The 22478-nt window shown below is 41.5% G+C and carries 16 protein-coding genes; 11 read left to right on the top strand and 5 right to left on the bottom strand.

From position 1 onward, the window contains the following. Positions 1-342 precede the first annotated feature (342 nt). Entirely contained in the window at positions 343-540 is a 198-nt protein-coding gene (rpsU, locus tag PL11201_RS11590; protein WP_079678830.1) for a 30S ribosomal protein S21, read from the top strand. Between the two features lie 152 nt (positions 541-692). Here the strand turns inward: rpsU and PL11201_RS11585 are convergent, their stop codons facing one another. Further along, positions 693-1124, bottom strand: coding sequence for a GAF domain-containing protein (locus PL11201_RS11585; protein WP_079678828.1), 432 nt, complete (start codon positions 1122-1124; stop codon positions 693-695). A gap of 39 nt (positions 1125-1163) precedes the next feature. Further along, positions 1164-2282, bottom strand: a complete 1119-nt coding sequence (locus tag PL11201_RS11580) for a YihY/virulence factor BrkB family protein (RefSeq protein ID WP_144017733.1) — start codon at positions 2280-2282, stop codon at positions 1164-1166. A gap of 122 nt (positions 2283-2404) precedes the next feature. Between PL11201_RS11580 and PL11201_RS11575 the strand changes: the two genes are divergently transcribed. The 4 genes from PL11201_RS11575 to PL11201_RS11560 all read left to right on the top strand — a co-directional run bounded on the left by PL11201_RS11575 (position 2405) and on the right by PL11201_RS11560 (position 5045). After that, a complete protein-coding gene (locus PL11201_RS11575; protein ID WP_079678825.1) occupies positions 2405-3595 on the top strand; it encodes an aminotransferase class V-fold PLP-dependent enzyme in 1191 nt (396 codons plus the stop codon). Between the two features lie 62 nt (positions 3596-3657). Then, positions 3658-4026: a DUF2237 family protein gene (locus PL11201_RS11570; RefSeq protein ID WP_079678824.1), complete on the top strand. Its 369-nt coding sequence runs from the start codon at positions 3658-3660 to the stop codon at positions 4024-4026. Positions 4027-4077: 51 nt separating this feature from the next. Then, positions 4078-4347, top strand: a complete 270-nt coding sequence (locus tag PL11201_RS11565) for a hypothetical protein (protein WP_079678822.1) — start codon at positions 4078-4080, stop codon at positions 4345-4347. Between the two features lie 17 nt (positions 4348-4364). Continuing rightward, positions 4365-5045 carry an energy-coupling factor ABC transporter ATP-binding protein gene (locus PL11201_RS11560; RefSeq protein ID WP_079678820.1) on the top strand — a complete coding sequence of 227 codons (681 nt, stop codon included), beginning with the start codon at positions 4365-4367 and terminating at the stop codon, positions 5043-5045. On the opposite strand, the gene PL11201_RS11555 is transcribed toward PL11201_RS11560, so the two are convergent. Continuing rightward, positions 5042-5728, bottom strand: a complete 687-nt coding sequence (locus PL11201_RS11555) for a potassium channel family protein (protein WP_079678818.1) — start codon at positions 5726-5728, stop codon at positions 5042-5044. The genes PL11201_RS11560 and PL11201_RS11555 overlap by 4 nt on opposite strands. A 90-nt stretch (positions 5729-5818) precedes the next feature. Between PL11201_RS11555 and PL11201_RS11550 the strand changes: the two genes are divergently transcribed. Next, entirely contained in the window at positions 5819-7375 is a 1557-nt protein-coding gene (locus PL11201_RS11550; protein WP_079678817.1) for a cation:proton antiporter, read from the top strand. A 256-nt stretch (positions 7376-7631) separates the two neighbouring features. Here PL11201_RS11550 and PL11201_RS11545 read toward each other — a convergent pair whose 3' ends face one another. Next, positions 7632-8096 (bottom strand): MEKHLA domain-containing protein, encoded by a 465-nt coding sequence (locus PL11201_RS11545; protein WP_079678815.1) that lies wholly within the window; start codon positions 8094-8096, stop codon positions 7632-7634. 37 nt (positions 8097-8133) lie between these two features. On the opposite strand from PL11201_RS11545, the gene PL11201_RS11540 reads away from it, so the two are divergent. The 5 genes from PL11201_RS11540 (at position 8134) to ftsH (ending at position 14485) form a co-directional block, all read left to right on the top strand. After that, entirely contained in the window at positions 8134-9033 is a 900-nt protein-coding gene (locus tag PL11201_RS11540) for an alpha/beta fold hydrolase (RefSeq protein WP_079678813.1), read from the top strand. A gap of 202 nt (positions 9034-9235) precedes the next feature. Then, positions 9236-10453 carry a glycosyltransferase gene (locus tag PL11201_RS11535; protein ID WP_079678811.1) on the top strand — a complete coding sequence of 406 codons (1218 nt, stop codon included), beginning with the start codon at positions 9236-9238 and terminating at the stop codon, positions 10451-10453. 85 nt (positions 10454-10538) lie between these two features. Further along, positions 10539-11240, top strand: coding sequence for a cyclase family protein (locus PL11201_RS11530; RefSeq protein ID WP_079678809.1), 702 nt, complete (start codon positions 10539-10541; stop codon positions 11238-11240). A 48-nt stretch (positions 11241-11288) separates the two neighbouring features. Next, a complete protein-coding gene (locus PL11201_RS11525) occupies positions 11289-12455 on the top strand; it encodes a GGDEF domain-containing protein (protein WP_200816754.1) in 1167 nt (388 codons plus the stop codon). Between the two features lie 140 nt (positions 12456-12595). Further along, a complete protein-coding gene (gene ftsH / locus PL11201_RS11520; RefSeq protein ID WP_079679567.1) occupies positions 12596-14485 on the top strand; it encodes an ATP-dependent zinc metalloprotease FtsH in 1890 nt (629 codons plus the stop codon). Between the two features lie 113 nt (positions 14486-14598). Here ftsH and PL11201_RS11515 read toward each other — a convergent pair whose 3' ends face one another. After that, positions 14599-22371 carry a LamG-like jellyroll fold domain-containing protein gene (locus PL11201_RS11515; RefSeq protein ID WP_079678807.1) on the bottom strand — a complete coding sequence of 2591 codons (7773 nt, stop codon included), beginning with the start codon at positions 22369-22371 and terminating at the stop codon, positions 14599-14601. Between the last annotated feature and the right edge of the window lie 107 nt (positions 22372-22478).

Here is a 22478-nt window from a genome sequence, read left to right as displayed (position 1 = left end):
TTGTGACTCGATCTCCTGATTCTCAAAAGTTAATTTTTTCCTACCTATTTGCGTCTATAACGGGTCTACTGGTCTTGTTATGGACGCTTAGAGGTCTATCTGTTTTAGCGTTTATCCCGGGTTATGTGATTTGGATTTTGCTATTTCTGTCTATTGCGACTGGAATTCTAAGTTCGGTAAGCAGATAAACTTGAGTTTCTAGGTTCTACATCCCAATATTGTCAGCGTTGTAGCCATTGCAAGATGGACTAGATATTGCCCCTTGCTGTAATATTGCATGAAGGGGGTTTAAAACTCACAAAAGATTTTCAAATGTTGTTGTAGACCATTCAAGGAGAGGACATGACCCAAGTTATTCTGGGTGAAAATGAACAGCTAGAGTCAGCTTTAAGGCGTTTTAAGAGGGAAGTTTCTAAGGCTGGTATTTTGGCCGATGTTAGAAAAAACCGTCACTTTGAAACCCCTCCAGAGAAGCGTAAGCGCAAGGCGATCGCTAATCAACGTCAAAGACGTGCTTTCCGCAAACAACGGACATCGTAGCTCTAGTTTTGGTGATTTTCAAAACCTGAAAACTGCTTTTATATCTACCGCGCCCCAACTCCCGCTTAATGCCTGATGGATGAAGCAGGGAGTAACGTCGCGGATTTTGCTTTTTATGGGAATCTTTAATTTTAACGTTTCAATTCTGATTGTTAAGTGCTTTGAATTTGAACAGAAATCTCTGTTACATAATCCACTAATTTCTGCTGATCTTGTTGATTAAAACGTTCACCATCTAAACGATTCAAAACCATTAAAGCACCCCAAAGTTGACCTTGGGAAAATAAAGGCATCGCTAAAGCACTTTCAATTCCCCAGGCTTGTGCAGTATCTTGGCGAACCCGAAGATCTCCCTTGGTATTTTCGACTAAAACAGGACATGAACCTTTAAACACTATTCCAGGCAAACCGGATATCGCTGCATCTCCTCGTTTTCCCACAACATCTGCTGCATATTTTCCTACGGCGGCTGCATAATAAACTTGCTCACCAGAGGATTCAGCGAGGGCGACAACAGCCGTTTCAGCTTGTAGTAATTCTTGAACTTGTTCAGCAATGGTTTGTAAAGATAATGGCATATTCATGTTTGTACTTTGCTCAGAGATTTAATTCGATTTAAACACTTATCTTTTAATTCTCATTTCATCTCCCACAATAACATTAAGTTGAGCCCCTACCAGCATAATTAAGGAACTAATTTGCAGCCAGAGTAACAACACTACAAACGCGCCAATTGTGCCGTAGGTAATATTAAATTTGCCAAAATAGTAAACATATAAACGAAATAAATTAGATACTAAAGCCCAAAATACAGCAGCTAAAATTGCTCCGGGCATCAGAGGAGTTCCATGTTTTCGGTAATTAGGAGCATAGCGATAAATAAAAGCATAGTTAGTAGAAACAATTCCCAAAGTAATCGGCCAGCGTAGTTTTTGCCAGGTTTCTAATAGGCTTGATTCTAATAAACAATTTTGTACTGGCGGTTGAATCATGCAAATAGCTAAATCTTCTAAAGCACAGTTTCCGATGGTTTCAATCATACAACTTTGACGGGCAATTCCTTCAACAATGATGTCACTGACTAATACTAATGCGGAAGCTAAAATTAATAATAATAGGGTTCCTAATGCTAGGGAGAGGGCAATTAATTTATTTTTCCAAAATGGTCTAATATGAGTCTTTTCCACGCCATGAATATGATTTAAGGCGGTCATCGCCGCACCAATTACACCGGAAAAAACCCACAAAGAAGCGATAAAACTCACCGAGAGTAAACCCGAACTTGGCGTTAGAGATAAATGATCAATTCCATTTCCGATTAAATTCTGAACATCTTCCGGGACAATTTGACTCAGTAAAGTTGCCATTCGGTAGACTTCCGTTTGCAATAATTCAAAAGAACTTAAGGCAATTAATAGGGCTAATACCGCCGGAAATAATGCTAGGGTAGCATGATAAGCCATTTCCGCCGCAAAACCAGGTAAACGTTGTTCTAGGGTAGCCTGAATCAGTTTTTTAAAGGTTGTGGGATTCAAATATAGAAAAAAACGGCAGAAACGAATCATCCGTCGCTGAGTTCTTTTAATCTGTTTTATGAGGATAGGAAACAGGACAATTAATTGATCCGCGACGAGATCAGCACCGCGCTGAATCAGTTTAACAAAATGGGTATGAATAGAACAAGGTCGCCACTTAAACGATTTCAGATTTCGCCAGAACATCAAAAAGCTGGCTATGCTCATAAATATTGAGGATTGATACGGTATTCCTAATTTACTAGACTTGGGAAAGATTTTATCAAAAAATAAGATTTTTTTAAGTTCAGAATTGGTTTAGGATCAAATAGTTGTTAATTTAATCAAACATGAAAAACACTATTTTAAACACTAAACCTGAGTATTCTCCCTTTTTTCGATATTGGTTATTTGATCCAGAAATCACTTTTCTGAATCATGGTGCTTTTGGTGCTTGTCCAATTCCGGTGTTAGATGCTCAATCTCAATTTCGCCAACAACTTGAACAACAACCTTGTCATTTTTATGCCCGAGAATATGAAATTTTACTCGATCAGGCTAGGGTTGAATTAGCTCATTTTTTCGGAGCAAATCCAGAGGAGTTAGTATTTGTTCCCAATGCAACAACGGGAGTCAATACGGTTTTGCGATCGCTGATTTTTTCAGAACAAGATGAATTACTGACAACCAATCACGAATATAATGCCTGTCGGAATGTATTAGATTTTGTTGCCAGTCGCACCGGGGCTAAAATTATTATAGCAGATATTCCTTTTCCTGTCCATTCATCGGAACAAATTATTGATGCAATTATGGAAAAAGTTTCTCCTCGAACAAAATTAGTTTTAATCGATCATATTACCAGCCAAACTGGGTTAATTTTCCCGATTCAAGCACTGATCAAAAAATTAACTCATTTAGGAATAGATACTTTGGTTGATGGTGCCCACGCCCCCGGAATGTTAGAGCTAAATTTACAAGCAATTGGAGCAACTTACTATACGGGAAATTGTCATAAATGGTTATCTGCACCCAAGGGAGCCGCATTTTTATCGGTACAAAGGGATAGACAATCATTAATTCGTCCAGTAACAATTAGTCACGGAGCTAATTCGACCCGCAGCGATCGCTCTCGATTTTTATTAGAATTTGACTGGACAGGAACCCCCGACCCCAGTGCTTATTTATGTATTCCTGAAGCAATTAAATTTATGGGTTCTCTGTTACCTGGAGGTTGGTCAGAATTAATTAAAACTAATCATAATTTAGTGGTAAATGCCCGAAAATTATTATCAGAAAAAATAGAAATAATTTCACCCTGTCCCGATGATATGATCGGTTCAATGGCGGTTTTACCGTTAGGGAAAAGATGGCAAAATTATTCCGATTTGAATAAACAACTTTGGCAAGACTATCAAATTGAAGTTCCAATTATGCCTTGGGAAGATCAAACGAAACAGTTAATGAGAATTTCGGCTCAAATTTATAATCATTTATCTCAATATGAATATTTGGCAGAAATTTTGTTAAGATGCGCTTAAGCGCAACAACGGCGCAACAACGGCTTATGATGGTCGAGTGAATTGAAGTTGAGAGAAAGATCATGCAAGAAGCCAAAAATGTTTTAGGCGGAAAACTGGAAATGTGTTGCTCCGATCCGATGACCGGATTTTATCGGGATGGGTTTTGTTATACTGGGGGACAGGATTTTGGCGTTCATGTAATTTGTGCCCAAGTGACCCCAGCATTTCTGGAATATACAAAAGCCCAAGGAAATGACCTGAGCACCCCTGTCCCGGCTTTTGGGTTTCCGGGGTTAAAATCGGGGGATCGGTGGTGTTTGTGTGCCTCCCGTTGGCAAGAAGCCCTGGATGCAGGAGTCGCGCCCCCGGTGGTGTTAGAATCAACCCATGCCAGGGCGTTGGAAGTAGTTTCTCTGAATCAGTTACAACAATATGCCGTTCAGGGTTAGCTGAAAACGATATAGTAAGAAATTGAAATTATTAACGGTTTTTGAGATCCTATGTTCACCGTAGACATTATTGTTAAATACACTCCCACCCCTTTATCCATTCAAAAAAAATCTGCTGAGGATGCCCAAGGAGCTTACAATCAGATTTTAGACGCACTCCGGGGAGGCAATGCCCAGGTCTTAGAATTTACTTGCGATAAAATTACAGATAAGAAACTGGCAATTCTCAGTAGTGAGATTTCTGCGGTACAAATTTCCGATAAAACCGGAGGAAATGCCACGGGAAGATCTCCGGGTTTTGTGGGTGCAACGGCCGAATAGAGGAAACAACAACGAGCATGGAATCTTCAAGTCCAGCGATACGGGTAAAAGAACTATGCTTTAGTTGGCCAAGCGGGGCGCAGGTCTTAAAATCCTGTTCCCTGGATGTTCCTCAAGGTGAGTTTTGGATGCTTTTAGGGACTAATGGCAGTGGAAAATCCACCCTATTGAGATTATTAGCGGGGTTATTACCATCGAAATCGGGAGAAATCCAACTCCAAGGACGGGTGGGGTTTGTGTTTCAAAATCCCGATCATCAATTAGTTATGCCAACGGTAGGGGCGGATGTGGCCTTTGGATTAGTGGAGGATAAGTTACCCTGGGTTGAAGTCAAACAACGGGTAGAAGACGCTTTAACGGCGGTGAAATTATTGGAGTTACAGCGACGTCCGATTTATGCCTTAAGTGGGGGGCAAAAACAAAGAATTGCGATCGCTGGAGCCTTAGCCCGACATTGCCAGGTATTATTATTAGATGAACCTACAGCATTATTAGATCCCGATAGTCAAAATGATTTAGTGATTGAAGTCCAACGGTTAGTAAAAACCCGCGGCATCACCGCCCTATGGGTAACACACCGTTTAGAGGAATTAAACTATAGTGATGGGGCGTTTTTATTAGAAAATGGTCAGGTGGTAGGTCGGGGTGATCCTGAACCCTTGAAACAACGATTAATGCAAAAAGAATTAAAAAGTTAAGAAATTGATTGAGACACACCGATAAAATCAATCATTTGATGTAACGATCCCGGTTTAGTCACAATTAATACAGTAGACCCGGGTTCTAAAACCGTACTGCCATTCGGGATCACCAAATCATCGTGGGGGTGAGGTTGATAACCTACAATCAAAGAACTCTCGGGAAACCGTGCATCCTGAGCAATTTCGGCCACACTGCGACCCGCAACACGACAACGATCAGGAATCGGCAGCTTGAGTACCTCAATTTGTCCCTGCTCAAAGTGCATCATCGATTCCACTTGCGGATACTCAATGGCATTCACCATCGTAGATACCCCTAATTCCACGGTACTCACAATATGATTCGCCCCCGACAAACGCAACGGCTCGGCAAAATCAGGGTGGCGCATCCGACTTAAAATATGGGGAACTCCGTAATGTTTTGCTAGGGTGACCATGGCTAAATTAAGGGCATCACTTCTGAGCATCGCCGCCAAGGAAGTCGCCTTCCGAATTCCAGCTTCCAATAATACATCCGTACTCACCGCACTGCCTTCAAAGGCCATGGCCCCAATTTTTTCCCGAGCATAGCGACAGGCGATGGGGTCAACATCAATCACCGCCACCGTATGCCCAAGTTCTAGTAACTTTTGGGCTAAACTTAGCCCCACTAATCCCCCACCACCGATGAGAACATACATAGCAATGCCTTAATTTTGGGTTGACAATTAATCTTAGCGTCTGGCAAGGTTAATTGTTAATATAAGACTTATTATTCAGCAGGATTGAGAGTGGATGTTACCGAATTAGTCAGGATTTCAATTATTCTCCTACTGGTTTCGACGGGAGTGGCGCTATTTTCCCGCAAGATTGGGATTCCCTACGTTACAGGTTTAGTGCTGGCCGGTTTGCCCTTCTCGAAATTTCTCTCTCAATCCGTGGGTTTAGACCCGGTTTTAGTGTTGAATCTATTTTTACCCATTCTCCTCTTTGAAGCCGGGATTAATACCGATGTCAGTCGTCTCCGCAGCACCTTTAAACCCATTGCCCTGTTAGCTGGCCCCGGGGCGATTTGTTCCAGTGCCATTATTGCCGTTTTATTAAAATTTGGCCTGGGACTCGATTGGATACCCGCCTTTTTTATGGGTGTGATGTTAGCCAATACCGATACGGTTTCCATGATTGCCGTTTTTAAGGAAATTCCCGTCCCTTCCCGATTGTCTACCATTGTGGAGGGGGAAACCCTATTTAACGATGCGGCGGCTCTGGTGTGCTTTAATCTGATTGCACAACTTTATGCCACGGGTTCCCTCACTGTCCTAGAGAGCTTCCAACAACTGCTGTTTACCTCTGTTGGCGGTGGTCTGGTGGGGTTAGTCCTAGGCTACTTAACTATCCCCATCTTTGCCCGGTTAGATGATCCCCTCAATAGTCTATTACTGACCGTGGCCGTGGCATTGGGAACCTTTCAGGTCGGGCACTTGCTGGGGGTATCCGGTGCGGTGGCGGTGGTGGTAGCGGGATTAATTTTTGGCAATCTGGGACTGTCTCGCCAAACCACAGCCTCCAGTCGGATTACCCTATTGAGTTTCTGGGAATATGCCGGTTTTACCGTTAATACCTTTATTTTTCTATTAATTGGGGTAGAAATCGACCTAGTAACCTTCTGGCAAACCTTACCTGCGGTTTTGTTAGCGGTTTTAGTTTACCAAGTCGCCCGGGGTTTAACGGTCTATCCCCTGTTAGCGGTGGCGAGTCGGTTTGACCGGGTAATTCCTCTGCGTTGGCAACATTTGTTATTTTTTGGGAATATCAAAGGCTCCCTATCCATGGCTTTGGCTTTAAGTTTACCGACCACCCTGCCGGGGCGGGATATTTTAATTACCTTGGTTTTTGGTAGTGTTTTGGTCTCCTTAGTTGGGCAGGGTTTAAGTTTACCTTGGGTGGTTAAACGTTTGAATTTATCAACGGTTTCCTTGATGCAGCAACGGGTGGAAGAATGGCAAGCGGAATTAATTACCGCCAAAGCCGCCCAGGATGAACTGGATAGTTTATTAAAGTCTGGAATTTTACCTAAATCGGTCTATGAAGAAATGCGTTCTACTTATCAAGTGAAAATAGCGGGAGCCGAAAGGTCTTTGCGAGAATTTTATAATCGGCGTCCGGCGGATTTTGAACAGTCTAAGGGAGATTATATTAGTAAATTAGACGCGATTCGGCGGCGTTTACTTTTAGCGGAAAAAGGGGTTCTCAATGAAGCAATGCGGAAGCGAATTTTATCGGAAACCGTTGCCCAAAAGCGTATCCAACTCCTTGACCAGCAATTACTGAAACTGGAGGATGATTAATCAATTATTGACAAAATTTCAGCAATTTTTGAGCTAAACTTACACTTCAATCCACAAGCAATCAAAATAATGACTGATTTAATTATACTATTTGCAGCGGCGCAGCCATTGGAGGTTTACTCGCTTCCATATTTAGGCAACCTGTTATTTTAGGCTACCTATTAGCTGGGATTATAAGTATATAGCAATCCTTGTAGGGGTTGGGTCTGGTCAACCCTCTTTGCACCTGGGTTTGGAGACCCAACTATTGCCTATTTCAAATATACATATATTTAGTATAAATAGCCGCCTGTCCACAATATTGATCTTGTTCATCTAAAACATTCCAGATGAAAACATCTTGAATTAAAAAGCGTTTTCCACTACTAGAAATTCTCACCCCTTGATAGTTTTTAACAAATCCTTTTGCCGTAGTTTCAGCTAACAAGCGATCTCGTTCCTCCTGTACCATGGGTTCGGCGGTTTTGCGAGAGGGCATTTGGGTGAATTCATCCCAGGTTAACTCCCACATTTTTAAAGCTCTTTGATTCCCATAATTCAAAATTGGATCTGGTTCAATTCCGTGGGAAACTAACACAAATGGCGCGTAAAATAAGGTTTCTGCAACTTCCTCCGGGGTGTCATTGACATTTAACAGGATTTCCCCCGTCCAATGTTGATAACTCCTCAAAAGTCTTTGAGTATGAATTATAATTCTGTCTTGTTTCCAGGGTGAAATCATCTATGATATAAAGATAGTATTTACAAATCTTAATAAAATGACAACCACAACGCCCCCCCAAATAACAACCTCCTTTGAACCCTTAACCTGGACATGGAGAGATCATCAAATCCAGTATACCGCCACCGGGAGCGGACAGCCCTTAGTTTTGATTCATGGGTTCGGTGCATCCATTGGACATTGGCGTCATAATATTCCTATTTTAGCCCAAGGAGGATACCGGGTTTTTGCTTTAGATTTATTGGGATTTGGGGCATCTGCAAAACCCAATCTCGATTATAGTTTAGAATTGTGGGAAGAATTGTTAACGGATTTCTGGGCAGAAAAGATTAAACAACCTGCTATTTTTATTGGCAATTCTATCGGGGCATTATTGGGTTTAATGATGGTTGCTAACCATCCTGAAATATCAACAGGGGCGGTATTAATTAATTGTGCAGGAGGGTTAAATCATCGCCCCGAAGAATTAAATTTTCCCCTCCGGTTAATTATGGGATTATTTGCAAAAGTTGTGAATAATCCTATTATTGGGCCGTTTATGTTCAATCAAATTCGACAAAAACACCGGATTCGGAATACCCTACATCAAGTTTATGGCAACAAACAAGCCATTACCGATGAGTTAGTAGACCTATTATATACTCCTTCTAATGATATGGGTGCTCAACAGGTCTTTGCTTCAATTTTAACTGCCCCTCCCGGCCCTCAACCCTCGGAATTATTACCCCAAATTCAACAACCCTTATTAATTATTTGGGGAGAAACTGACCCGTGGACACCCATTTCTGGAGCAAAAATTTATCAAGATTTAGCTAAAATTAACCCATCGGTTGAATTTATTTCGATTCCCGATACGGGTCATTGTCCCCATGATGAACGTCCTGAACAGGTAAACTCTATGATTTTGAATTGGTTAAATAAATTAAGTTTAAAATAAATTTTTGTAAGGGATAGGGAATGGATAATAGGAAATAGGCAATATAGCAATCCGCGTCGAGGTTGTAACATTTTAATACTAATATGAAACAACCGGAAGTATTACCCTATATTCCCTATTCCCTTTTGCTCAAGAATTTTGAACACAACTCAAATAGGATTGCTATATTCCCTGTCATACTATCTAATGAAGAACTAATCTTATGGGTATAGGAAACTACGAACGTCAAAGTAAATACTTTAATTATCCTGAAATTAACCAATCCCGGGAAGAAATTTATTCAGATTTAGATGGCAGGACAAATGAAATTTTGGAACAGAATGCTGATCAGTTTGAGAACGTGAATTTCTCTGTTTTACTCCCTCCCTTATTTTATCAAGGTCAATTTATTAAAGGATTATATTTTAGTGAATCTGTAGATTTGTTAAATAAACTTTTACCCCAACTTTCTGAGGTTTTTTTGTCAATTGCTGATTCCCTTTGGTGTGCCTATCCTTGGTCTAATACGGCTGATGCCTATTTTTGTTTATACGATAATCCCTCCCGGGCAGATTGGTTTAGAAAAACCTATCCCCAACGGGCAAATAAAATTTTAATTCCCGGTTCTAATGCCGATTTTATTAATGAATATTTGATTGCTCCTCAGCCTATTAATATTAAAGATATTGATGTTTTATGTGTGGCTAATTTATCTCCTGTTCATAATTTACCCATGATGGCAAAGGCGTTAAAAATTTATCATAAAAAATATAATAAACCCTTAAAAACGACCTTGATTTTAGAGGATCATTTTGATCCAAGTTATGTTGATTTACTCACGGGTGAAGCTCAATTAGAATGGCAAAAAATTAAAACTATTTTAGCGAATAATTTAGATGATATTCAGGTTGTTTCTCAAGTTGACTATTATCAAGAAAAGCCCCTGTATTATTCTCGATCTAAAGTTTGTCTCGTAGGTTCGCTTTTAGAAGGAAAAAATCGCAGTCTTTCCGAAGCAATGAGTTGCAATACTCCGGTAATTTGTTTTAGGCAATTCAATCAATATGTCAGAGGTAAAGCTGAATTATTCCCTCCAGGATCGGGGTTATTATCGGAATTTGATCCTGAAGCTCTGGCCGATACTATCCACACTGCTTTAGATAATTTAACGGTTTTTCAACCCCGTTTTAATTATTTAAAATACCAAGGTCGTAAAAACTTTTTTAATACTTGTTTAGATAGTTTTTCCTATTATTATAACACAGTTCCTGATTATATTAAAGGACAAGCCTATAATAATTTATGGTTGGATTTAGCCCTACAATATAATTATCAAATCAGTCTCCATGATTTTTTATATGGACGTTCTCCGCGATCGCATTTACAAGGATTAGTTAATATTTATAAAATTCTGAATCAATGGATCACAATTAAATCTTAATAGTAGGAGCGGGTTCGAGTTATCCTATTAATATGCACAAAAAATATCTCTCAACCCGCCCCTCACGGGTTGGATAATTATAACCATGAAAACGATTAATTACCGCAGAATTATTGATTTAACTCATAAAATTCATCCTAATATTCCTTTATGGCCCGGTGATCCAGTTGTGGAGTTAGAAACGGTTGCTGATTTTGCGACATCGGGATATTATTTAAGGCGGTTTTCCCTGGGAGAACATAGTGGAACTCATTTGAATTCCCCTAAAAGTTTTTATCAAGATGGAATGGGAATTGATGATTATTCTCCAGAGTCTTGTATTCTTCCTGCCGTGGTAATTAATATTAGAGAAAAATCCAGTCAAAATCCCGACGCTATTTTAACGGTAAGTGATATTGAATTATGGGAGAAACAGTATCATATTATTCCTGAAAATAGTATGGTTTTACTTTATACCGGTTGGCAGGAAAAATGGCATGATCCCGTTGCTTTTTTAAATATTGATACCGAGGGAAAACTGCACTTTCCGGGGTTTGGGAGTGAAGCAACTCAATTTTTAATCGAACAGCGCAATATTAAGGGAGTGGGAATTGATACCCATGGCATTGATCCGGGTTTTGATGATAGTTTTAATACTAATAAACTGATTTTAAAAAATAACGGTTTTGTCTTAGAGAACTTGACCAATCTGGATCAACTTCCCGCCACTAAAATTACCTTAATGATCGGGATTTTAAAATTAACAGGCGGTTCGGGTTCACCTGTTTCTGTGTTAGCCTTAATTTAAGCTGTCTTAATAAATACCTTTTTAAACTATTAATTTTGGAATTGTTTTATGGGTCTTGATATTTCCACAATGTCCGTGATGGTAAGTGCCTCATTAATTCTACAATCAATTACCTTAATTTACTTCTTTTTTCTAGCCAATAAATATCCAGGGGTCGGGATTTATGCTATCGGAACTTTGTTATCAGCAATCGGATTTTTGATTATTCCGATTTGTCCCTTTATATCTGATCAATTCATTGAATTTAATCTTAAATTTTTGTCAAATTTATTGCTTATATCCTCTCAAATTCTTTACACTATTGGGATTATACAATTTTTAAATAAAAAAGTTAATTCCTTTTTTTTTATTGCTTTAACCTCTGCCTCCTTAGTGATCCAATTTTATTCTATCTATATTAAAAATGATTTTATTATCCGAAATATGGGTATAATTTTTACATCTATCACTGCTTATTTTTGGGCTATTTATTTTTTAATCAAATTCCGAGAAAGATATCTCTATGCGTCATCTATTTTTATTTGCATTTCATTTGTTTTTAATATAATTTTTTTGCTCTTTAGAGCTATTATGATTCCCCTAACTCATACAAAAGCCTTACTAGACCCAAATGTGGTTAATCTAACCACATTTGGGTCTATGTTTTTGTTTGACTACCTGCGAAATGCGGGTTTTATTATGATGATTTGTCAACGTTTGTACCATCAAATTCATCAATTAGCGACTCTCGATTTTTTGACAAACGCATTCAATCGTAGGGCAATGCAACAGTGTTTAGATCAGGAAATAGCCAAATTTAATCGAAGTAAAATCCCCTTTTCTCTGATTATGCTTGATGTTGATCGCTTCAAATTAATTAATGATACCTATGGCCATGATCGGGGTGATTTGGTTTTGCAACACCTGACCACAATACTAAAACAAAACCTTCGGTCAGAAGATATTCTTAGTCGTTGGGGTGGGGAAGAATTTCTAATTTTGTTACCCAATACAGATATTCAGGAATCATTCCTGGTGGCGAATAGACTGCGAGCTACCGTGGAGGAAAACCCCGCCAATAATAGATTAATTTACTATACAATTAGTTTGGGTGTAGGAACGTTTAATCAAGAATATACTGGAAAATTAGATTCCCTATTAATCGCCATTGATCAAGCCCTTTATCAAGCAAAAGAAAATGGCAGAAATCAGGTTATTATTGCTAAAAATTTATAATAATTTATGGTTAGCTAGTCGCTCAACTCTTGAATTCTGACGACTTCAGCCATAATTTCCCCATCGGAGCGTTAAACTAGATAGAAATGAGCGTAGCAACGGGAAAAGGTAGAATGAATAGGTCTTGGATCAAAACCTGGATGGGAGGATCAAATCCTAAACAGATAGTCCCCCAGAAAACGAAGATCGGAAAACGACTGGGACGGCTTTTGGGGACTTGGATCATCGCCCAGGGGGTGCTTTTGGGAACTCCCTCCTTTGCCGATAACACCCCAAAAACCATAACCTATAGTCAACTGTTGCAGAAAATTCAAGCTGGGGAAGTCCAAAAAATTGAAGAAGACCCTTCGCGACAAATGGCGAAAGTCACCTTGAAGGGGGAGAAAGATAAAAAGCCTGGGTCGGTGTATTTTGTCTCCCTATTTGCCCAAAACCCAGAATTGATGCGGGAAATTCGGGATAATAATGTTGAGTATGGAGTTAGCCCTTCGGCGGATAATAGCATGGCCATGGGGCTGATTGTGAATATGCTGATTATTTTTGGCTTATTGGCTATTTTATTAATGATTCTGCGACGGTCTACCCAAGCCTCGGGCCAAGCCATGAATTTTGGCAAATCCAAAGCCAGATTTCAAATGGAGGCGAAAACCGGAATCCTATTTGAAGATGTGGCGGGAATTGAGGAAGCTAAGGAAGAATTACAGGAAGTTGTCACCTTCTTGAAGCAACCCGAACGTTTTACCGCCATTGGGGCTAAAATTCCCCGGGGAGTCTTGTTAATTGGGCCGCCAGGGACGGGAAAAACCCTCTTAGCCCGGGCGGTGGCTGGAGAGGCGGGAGTACCGTTTTTTAGTATTTCTGGGTCGGAATTTGTGGAAATGTTCGTCGGCGTCGGGGCTTCCCGGGTCAGGGATTTATTTAGAAAGGCGAAGGAAAATGCCCCTTGTTTGGTGTTTATTGATGAAATTGATGCGGTCGGACGTCAACGGGGCGCAGGTATTGGTGGGGGAAATGATGAGCGCGAACAAACCCTAAACCAATTATTAACGGAAATGGACGGGTTTGAAGGCAATACGGGTATTATTGTGATTGCGGCGACTAACCGCCCCGATGTTCTGGATGCGGCGTTATTACGTCCAGGTAGATTTGATCGACAGGTAATGGTGGATTTACCGAGTTTTAATGGCCGCTTGGGGATTTTGGAAGTTCATGCTCGGAATAAGAAGTTATCCGAGGAGGTTTCTTTGGATGCGATCGCCCGTCGCACCCCGGGATTATCGGGGGCCGATTTAGCGAATTTACTGAATGAAGCGGCGATTTTAACCGCCCGACGTCGCAAGGAAGCGATTACTCCTTTAGAAATTGATGATGCCATTGATCGGATTACGATTGGGTTAGCTTTAACACCGTTATTAGATAGTAAGAAAAAGCGTCTGATTGCCTATCATGAAATCGGACACGCTTTGTTAATGACATTGTTGAAGAATTCCGATCCTTTAAATAAAGTTACCATTATTCCCCGTTCTGGAGGAATTGGCGGTTTTGCTCAACAAATGTTTAATGAAGAAATGGTCGATAGTGGATTATATACAAAATCCTGGTTAATTGATCAAATTACGATTTGTTTGGGCGGACGGGCGGCGGAAATGGAGGTTTTTGGGGATTCGGAAGTTACGGTTGGAGCCAGTAATGATATTCAAACGGTGACGAATTTAGCCCGGGAAATGGTAACTCGTTATGGAATGTCAGAGTTAGGTTTAGTAGCTTTAGAAAGTCCCTCGGCGGAAGTATTTTTAGGTCGAGGATTTCCCTCTCAATCGGAATATTCGGAGGAAGTAGCTACCCAAATTGATCATCTAATTCGAGATCTGGCTTTTGAGTGTTATGAACAAGCCCGAAAACTGGTTCGTGAAAACCGAATGTTAATTGATCAGTTGGTGGAATTACTGTTAGAAATTGAAACTTTGGAGGGAGAACAATTTCGGAAATTAGTGGCAGAATATACTCCTTCGGCCGTTAAGGTTAGTTAAGCTGTTTAGCACCTAGATTTAGGTTTTTTTGTTCTCTGGCTTCCCTGTTTGATAAAAAAGCGATCGCCCCTGATAAAATTAGCAAGCGATCGCCATCTTCTCACTTTAGTTGATTACTTTGGTTGTGAGCTAATCCATTCCAGAATTTGATCAACCTTCTGTTGTAAATTGGCAACATCAACAATGACCTTACCAATTCCCACATTTTCATCCCGAACTTTAAACTGACGCACATCCCGGCCAAAGCCCATCAGCGCCGGACGTTCCACATAAGTCACCCGGTGCAACACCCGCCAGGTTTTATTGGGTTTTCCGGCTTGAGTTTGACGCAGAGCCCGGGCTTCCTCATCATTACTGCGTAACCATTCAGGGTCAACCACATAATTAAAGAAGTCTTGGAAATGTTGCGTACTCGATTCGAGATAGAAACTCATAAACCGATAACGGTCAACCTTTTCCCCTGGAATAATGGGGTTATCATTGTAGTCCGTCACCCCTTTATTTTCCATGCCACTCAAGTCGATATTCAACTGAAAACCCTTGCTGCGAGATTGGGTTTTACTCATGGTTTGAGTTAGGTTAACGGTGACTTGGGCGGTTAATTCTGAAGCCAAACTAAAAATGCTACCTTTCTTTTCCAATCCTAACGAGGCAGTCATCTCAAACGATCCACCAATGGTATGTTCGACGGTATTGGCAAAACTTTGAGCTTCAGTTCGCAGTCCACCGTCAGCATCCCAAACGTAGGTGTTGACAATGTTGCGTTTCCCAGAGCGAACTTGGATATTTTCCATGTTTTGCTGCCAGCCCTCAAGACTTGCCATTGCGTGTACTTGTTTATTCTGGTCGGTAATTTTACTTTGGATTTCTGCCTGTTTAACCTTGGCAGCGGCACTGGTTTCCTGAGAAGCTGCCCCAGTTTGAGCTTTAAATTCTTCAGCCTGTGCAGTTTGTTGCTCCGCAGTTGCTTCGATAGTCGGTTTGTTTTCTTCCCGTTGAACTCCAATAGTGGTGGGTGCATCGCCACTGTTGATGTCCCGATTCAAAGAAATTTCATCAATAAAGCGCACATTAAAGTTATTGAAGTAAGATTCCCTGCGCTTGTCCTCCGCTTCGATTTGGCGTTTGATTTCGTAAGCTTCTTGCAAACGATAGTAACTGGCAGGATAGAGAGAACCATACTGCGCCCGCATTTCGGGAACGTGCTTAAAGAAGCGATTGCTGGTGGCAGAGCTTCCCGTCATACCATCCAAACTGCCATTCATCGTATAAGCCGGATTCATCAAAAAGGTGATGGTGTTGACATCTGGGGGAATGCCATCTACAGGAAGCACTTGGTAGCCCACCATTTTCTTACTGCGAGCCAGTCGGCTGACAAACACATCTGCCAATGCTGAAACCACCAACGCATAGCCGATATTTTTGGGAATAAATCGATTGCCTAAATGGGGGAATTTGGGATCGTCTTCAAATGTACCGCGCAATTCCAGTTTATCGGTCATACTCTGGGATGAGCTAGAGGTAATACTACTTTCGTTTTGGGCTTTGTAGGTTGTCTCTAACTCACCTTTGAAACCGAAACGCATACCTCCTACTTTTTGGATAATTCCCATCCCCATCTCCATTTCGCTATCGCCACCTAAAAACAATTCGGCCTTAGAACCGCCACCAGCTTCTTGGTTTCGCGTCCACTTAAACTCCACATCTTCAGTCATGGTTAATTCCACTGAAGTTGCACCGTTATAATCATCCGCTAAGGTGAGGTTTTCACTGGGTACGGGGGGCGCTCCTTCGATATAACCGAGCAAAGTGGGAGCAAATTGGGCATTACCAATCCATTTTAATTCCAAGGTTTCCAGGGGTTTGTCAGATAATAGGTTGACCCCGTTGAGAGTCGGAGCCGCAAACAACCGTCGCATCATCGCGGTTTTTTGCCCCGTCGTTGGGTCGATGTCAATGGTGCTATATTCTGCACTCACCACAGAACTGCTAATTCCTCCCCAGGGGGTATTACTTTCTTCGACGATCGTAGCGGCGGTGACAGTGCCATCATTAGCGCCAACGTAATCTAAGACTTTGTTGGTCGAAATTATGCCATCTAAAGGCAAATAGATTGCCAAACCCGGCTCTTGACCCGTCAGACGTTTATTCAAATCCGCCTTAATTTCGACTTCGGTACGGGCTTTGTTCCACAAGCGAAATTCAGCCATTTGCCCGTCAAAATAGGCATCACCTGTCCAGTTACTCCGTCCGATGTAATTAATTGTGCGGTTAAGACTATTGGGAAGTTGACAAGTGCCTGATTGGACTAACTGACCATTCTTGTAAATTTTCGTATTACCAGAAGGATCTTGGGTGACAGCAATGTGTGTCCATTTTCCCAGGTCTAGGAAACCAGCAACTTGTATATTCTGGGGAGAAGTTCCCCGATGGATCTGGAACAGCAGTGTATTACCCGTGCCTGGATTAAGCAAGAGAATATTATCTGCAGGAGCTCCATTCCCAAAATCGACGATTCTCGACCAATTTTTAAAGCTGTTGTAACGCACCCAGACTTCTAGGCTAAATCCTTGTGCGTAATTAATGTTCATCGTAGGTAACGAGATGTGACCGTTGGCTCCATCAAATTTCGTCACCAGATTACTAGGTTTGAGATAACTCAGTTCACCAATGGGAGCCACACAAGCCCACCAAATGGGGTTAGTCAGCGTCCCGTTTTTGCCGTTACCTGAATTATCCCGAATTTCTGTTCCGTTGGCTTCATTGAGGGGATAGTAAGCCAATAATCCTGATTCATTCCCACTGAGGATAGTTCGACTATTTGCTTCAATTTCCTCATCACTGAGAACTATTCCCCAAATACGGACTTCTGCGACTTTACCAAATTGTTCGCCTTGGGGCATGGGGGTGAGAGGGAGGGTTTGATCCGTAACATTGGTGGCTTCAAACACAGTGGCATAATTATTAGTCACTAAGTCTAAAACTTTGCCACTTTCGATCTTATTCAAGGGATAATAGGCAACTAAGTTCGGTTCTTTGCCAGTTAGTCGCTGTCTCATATCCGCCTGAATTTCTATGTCGGTACGAGCTTTATTCCAAATGCGGAAATCCGACACCGTGCCATCGTAGCAATAGTTAGCACTGACATATTTTCCTAAATGGCAGATCTCGGCTTTGGTCAGAGGTTTTTTCATCCCAGTCCCACTATGCCAGAGTGTGCCATTGCGATAGATTTTCATTTCTCCGGTCGTGGCATTTTTGGTAAAGGCCCAGTGAACCCATACCCCTTTATACTCGGTGGTTTGGGCAGCTTTGGAGATTCGATCAGCCCCAGTGGTATCCGCTCCACAATCAAAGTAAATGACACCATCGCTCCAAGGAAAATGGATGTTCAAAACTGTCTGATTACTAGCATTAGTGGCACAAATAATCGAAGTCATTTTCGGGAGGGAAACTCCCCCTTTTGCCCAAAAACTAACCGTGATTTCATTGCTGATGGGGATACTTGTAGACGGAAGTGCCACATAATCATTGACCCCATCAAAATTCACCACCCCATAGTCAATGGGTTTTTGAGGAGAAAGATGATTATTCCCGATCGCATAAACATCACCGATGGGTTTTAAGATGGCTTGTTTGATATCTTCTAGCTTTTGCTTGAGTGTGGCATTATTGGGATCAACACTGAGATTAACCTGAGCATCTAATAGGGCTTTAGCTTTGATATCGCCCACTTCCTTACCATCAATGTAGAAGCGGGTCGTGTCTCCTTCACCAACAACGGTAAGATGATGCCAACCTGTGGATAATGCTCCCATACTGAAACCACAGTCGTAGAAGTATTGTTTCAGGGGGTCATTGGTCAGGTAAATCCCTAACTTTTTGCTACGACTGACGACAATGTGCTGATCTGTATTTTGCCCTCGGATCAGAGTATTCCATTCTGCTGTTGCGGGTAAAGGATAACAGAACCAAGTTTCAATGCTCCAGTCTTGAGTCAGAGACAGGGGTTGATTTAACTTAACCACGCTGTTGTCATTACTAAAGTTCAAGCAGGGGCGTTGAGAGTTAGGAATCCACTGCTCAAAAGCCGTATTCAGGCTGTCGGCTGTGGCATCATAGTTAGTGCGCCGCATCCGTCCTTGTTTGTCAAAGTAACTCAATTGCACATTGCCTTCGCAGGTTTCCAGGGCATTAAGTCCACTAGCTGGACGTACAAAGCCTAATAATGCTCCTTGTGTCACCAAACCCTTAGCATCTTTGGCAATTTGGGGCATAGTTTGGGGCGTTTGCTGAACTGTTCTCACAGCATTGAGAAAGTCATTGTTTAAGGTGTTGATCTCCGTCTGAATGGCGGTAACTAGAGCGATAACCTGTTGCAGACGAGTTTGCAGTGCGGTCTTCTGTGCCGCGAGGTCAGTGGTAGGGGTTTGTAGGATTTTCAGTTCATTTTGCAACTGAGTTAACTTTTCTTGCGCTCGTTGTAACTCAATGCTTTTATTGTTCAAAGCTTGTTGAGCATTGGCAATATTATTATTGCTGACTCGGCCGAGACTGACAATTTTCCACTCTTGTCGCCATGAATAATAAGCTGGCCAACTCACAATCCGGTAGTCGTAACTCCCATTGGAAAAGTCAGCAACCATAGTATTGTTTTCCCGACTCCGAAGACTCCAGTAACCATCAGTATTTTTCTCCAATTTCCAATGGTAAATCGCCGAGTTAGGGTCAGCATTGAGATCCCCTATAATTGGCTGTTGTTGGGGAGGAAATTTGAGAAGTCGATTCTCGTAGGAACTAACAATACGATAGTAACCGGGGGCTACAGCTTCAAATTTCAAGTCAATGGCTTGGTCAGCGATCTTATCACTAGCGCGTAATATTTTAGTGTCACGATCTAAAAAGACCGTCCATTGTTCACCCCAGTCTCGAACGAGAATTTTACACCAGTAGTTAAACAAGTTGTTAACTTCAGTTTGGTAATTCGTCTGGCATTGATTCAGTTGATTTTGTAAACTACTGATCAGACTTTGTTGGTTTGTGATTTCCGTTTGTTTCGCACTAATTAATTGAGGAAGTTGGGTGGCGGAAATTTGTTCTTGAGCAATAATCGCGGCAAGTTTGCTTTCTATATCCCGTTTTTCGACTATTAAACTTCCTTCTTGTTGCTCTTTGACTTCTAATAGGGTTACTTTCCCTTCCAAGGATGATTGATTATCCGCCAAAGTTGTCAAGTTAACTGTATCGGTGTATCGGGCTTCGGTAATGACATCAGATATTAACTGAATGCTTTGTTTGCGAATATCTAAAGTCGTCCAAGTGCCTTTGAGATTACCAATCCCAAAAGAGCGGACTAAAGACACACCATCAGGAACAACAAAACGACATTTAGCTTGATACCATCCGCCTCCAATATCGATAAATTCGGTAGCACTGGGCGTAATATTAATCCAGTCTAAAGAACTGCGATTATTTTTGCCTTTGTAGGTAATCGCAAAAATCTTGCCATTGGCTCCATCAACATTATTAGGGTTTACTGTCGGAGTGACTTTAAACTCAAATTCTTCTGTGTAAGTCGCCCCTTCAGAAACCGCAAAAAGTTCCTCATTTTCGTATTTGAACGCGGGAGTTGTTGTCCCTGGTATGTTACGAGATAGGGACACCGCACTCACATAAGCACCGCCATAAACAATGCCATCATTGTTATTCACAGAAAAATCGAGGACTTGACGATCTTTCCCTTCTTCGACAACCGCACCCAATCGCCAGTAACCCATTAAACCGACTTCTTTACCCGTCATTTGCAGGTACATGGTATCTCGGATCTGTGCTTCTGTACGAGCGACTTTCCAGATACAGAGTTCCGACACCGTGCCATCGTAGTAAAAATTGTTCTCTGGGGCAATTTTTCCTAAATGTAAGATCGCGGTTTTGGGCAGAGTTCTTTTCAAGCCCGTCCCACTATGCCAGAGTGTGCCATTGCGATAGACTTTCATTTCTCCGGTTTTGGCATTTTTGGTAAATGCCCAGTGAACCCATTGATCTTTATACTCCGCAGGTTGGGCAGCTTTAGATATCCGATCAAACCCACTGGTATCCCCTCCACAATCAAAGTGAATTGTGCCGTCGCTCCAAGGGAAATGAATGTTTAAAACTCGCTCATTATTAGCACCAGTGGCATAAATAACCGAATTTTGTTTGGGTAGAGAATTTCCCCCTTTTGCCCAAAAACTAACAGTAATTTCATTGCCAATGGGCATACTTTCGGGGGGAAGTTGCACATAATCATCTACCCCATCTAACACCAAACCTCGCCGTTTTTGCGATTGCATTTTCAGGTTAACGGCGGTTCCGGTTTGCCATTTAATATCTTCTAGGCTGAAGGTTTTATCATCAATTTTCTTGACAATGTAAGTGCCGTTATAATCTCTGGTATCGACAACCTGTACACCTTCCCCAGTATTTAAACCGTGATTTAAGGCGGTAATTCTTAATTTCCCGGTACTGGTGGTTTCACAAGCGGTAACTGCACCATTAAAAATTAACCCGGTTTGTTCTTCGGGGATGACTTCCCAGTTCCCTAATACTGGACTTGGGGGAGTGACTTCAAAGACATTATTATCAATTTTGGTGATACCTTGTTGGAAACTATTGTAATGACGAGTGCCACTAATTTTAACTTGGTTAATTTTCGTGGCATCCAGATTAGTCACCGTTGAGGAAACGACATTGACTGCATCTTCTTCTCCCTGTTCTAAACGAGTAATTTGTCCCTGGGGAGGGGGTGTGGTTGTGCCAATAATTTTGACGTTATCTAAGGTGTTTAAGGGTAATAACACTTGACGAGCGGTATTACGCCAAATTTTTTCGGTAGCGGTCGGAGCAATTTGCGATAATGTTCCATCTCCAGCCACCGCGAAACTGAACGCGGCTACATTCCCCGTATTAGTGGGAATAGCTAACATGACTTTGGTACTATCGCGTAATAACTGCATCCCGTCTTCGGTTTGCTGTTCCCGTTGTACATCGTATTTCGTAGCGGTTAAACCGTTAACAACAGTCAGAGTTCCTAACTCTAAAGTGCGTTTAATAATCCCCGGAAGGCTACGAGGAATCCGATTATCATTTGATTCTTCAAAAACGGTGTAATCTTGCACATCAAACAGCCCTTCTTCTGACATCAAAAGTGTGGTTAATTCCACTTTCTTAGTTTGGCTGTTGTAGGCAAAAATATGCCAGCGATGGACATCATTTTCGATAGTGGGAACTAAGACAACGGAAAACCAACCGTTTTGCAGGTTATTGACTATACTTAATTCGGTGGTGGGTTCGTAGAAAAAGTTACCGTTGATATCACGGAAGTCCAGGGTGTCAATATTAGTGAGTCCACTAGCCCCCTTCTTCATGTTTTTACTGGCTTCGTGCTTCTGGCGACTGCGCTTAAACCGGACTTCTAGCTTACGATTGAGCTTATTGGTCATGCCATCTAAGACAAAGCGATCGCACAGGAGGGTATTGGTTTTAGATTGACGGAATATATAGACGTGACCCGAAGCTGAAACCAGTTGTACAGGATTCACCGCCGTTTGGTCAAAGGTTTTGTAGCGAGAACGCAGAACAAAATTACCCACATTAGCCACATCGGTTAATTCTGCGGTTTCTTGGTCGATGACCGACTGATCATCATCTTCATTGGGTAATTCTAACTGTTGCCAACCTTCCCAGCCCGTTCTTTGCTCAGGGGGTATGTTCAGGTAGCTGTCTTCAAAGCCGTCTTGTTTGATGGTGTACCAAATTTTGCCGTCGGTATCGGTAGAAACTACTACTACTTTACCTTCATGGGCGATCGTATTGATATGTTGAAGTTTTTCTTTGGTTAGGTACATATCTGGGTCTCTGGTTGGGAAAAAAATTCATCCCTCTATTTAATAGAAAAAAGCGATGTCTTGTTAATATTCTTAATGTTTATTAATGTTTTTTCCCATAACATGAA

It is taken from the genome of Planktothrix sp. PCC 11201, from assembly GCF_900009135.1.
GTDB lineage: Bacteria > Cyanobacteriota > Cyanobacteriia > Cyanobacteriales > Microcoleaceae > Planktothrix.
The sequence above is the reverse complement of the archived record's forward strand: the minus strand, read 5'-3'. Positions and strand labels throughout refer to the sequence as shown.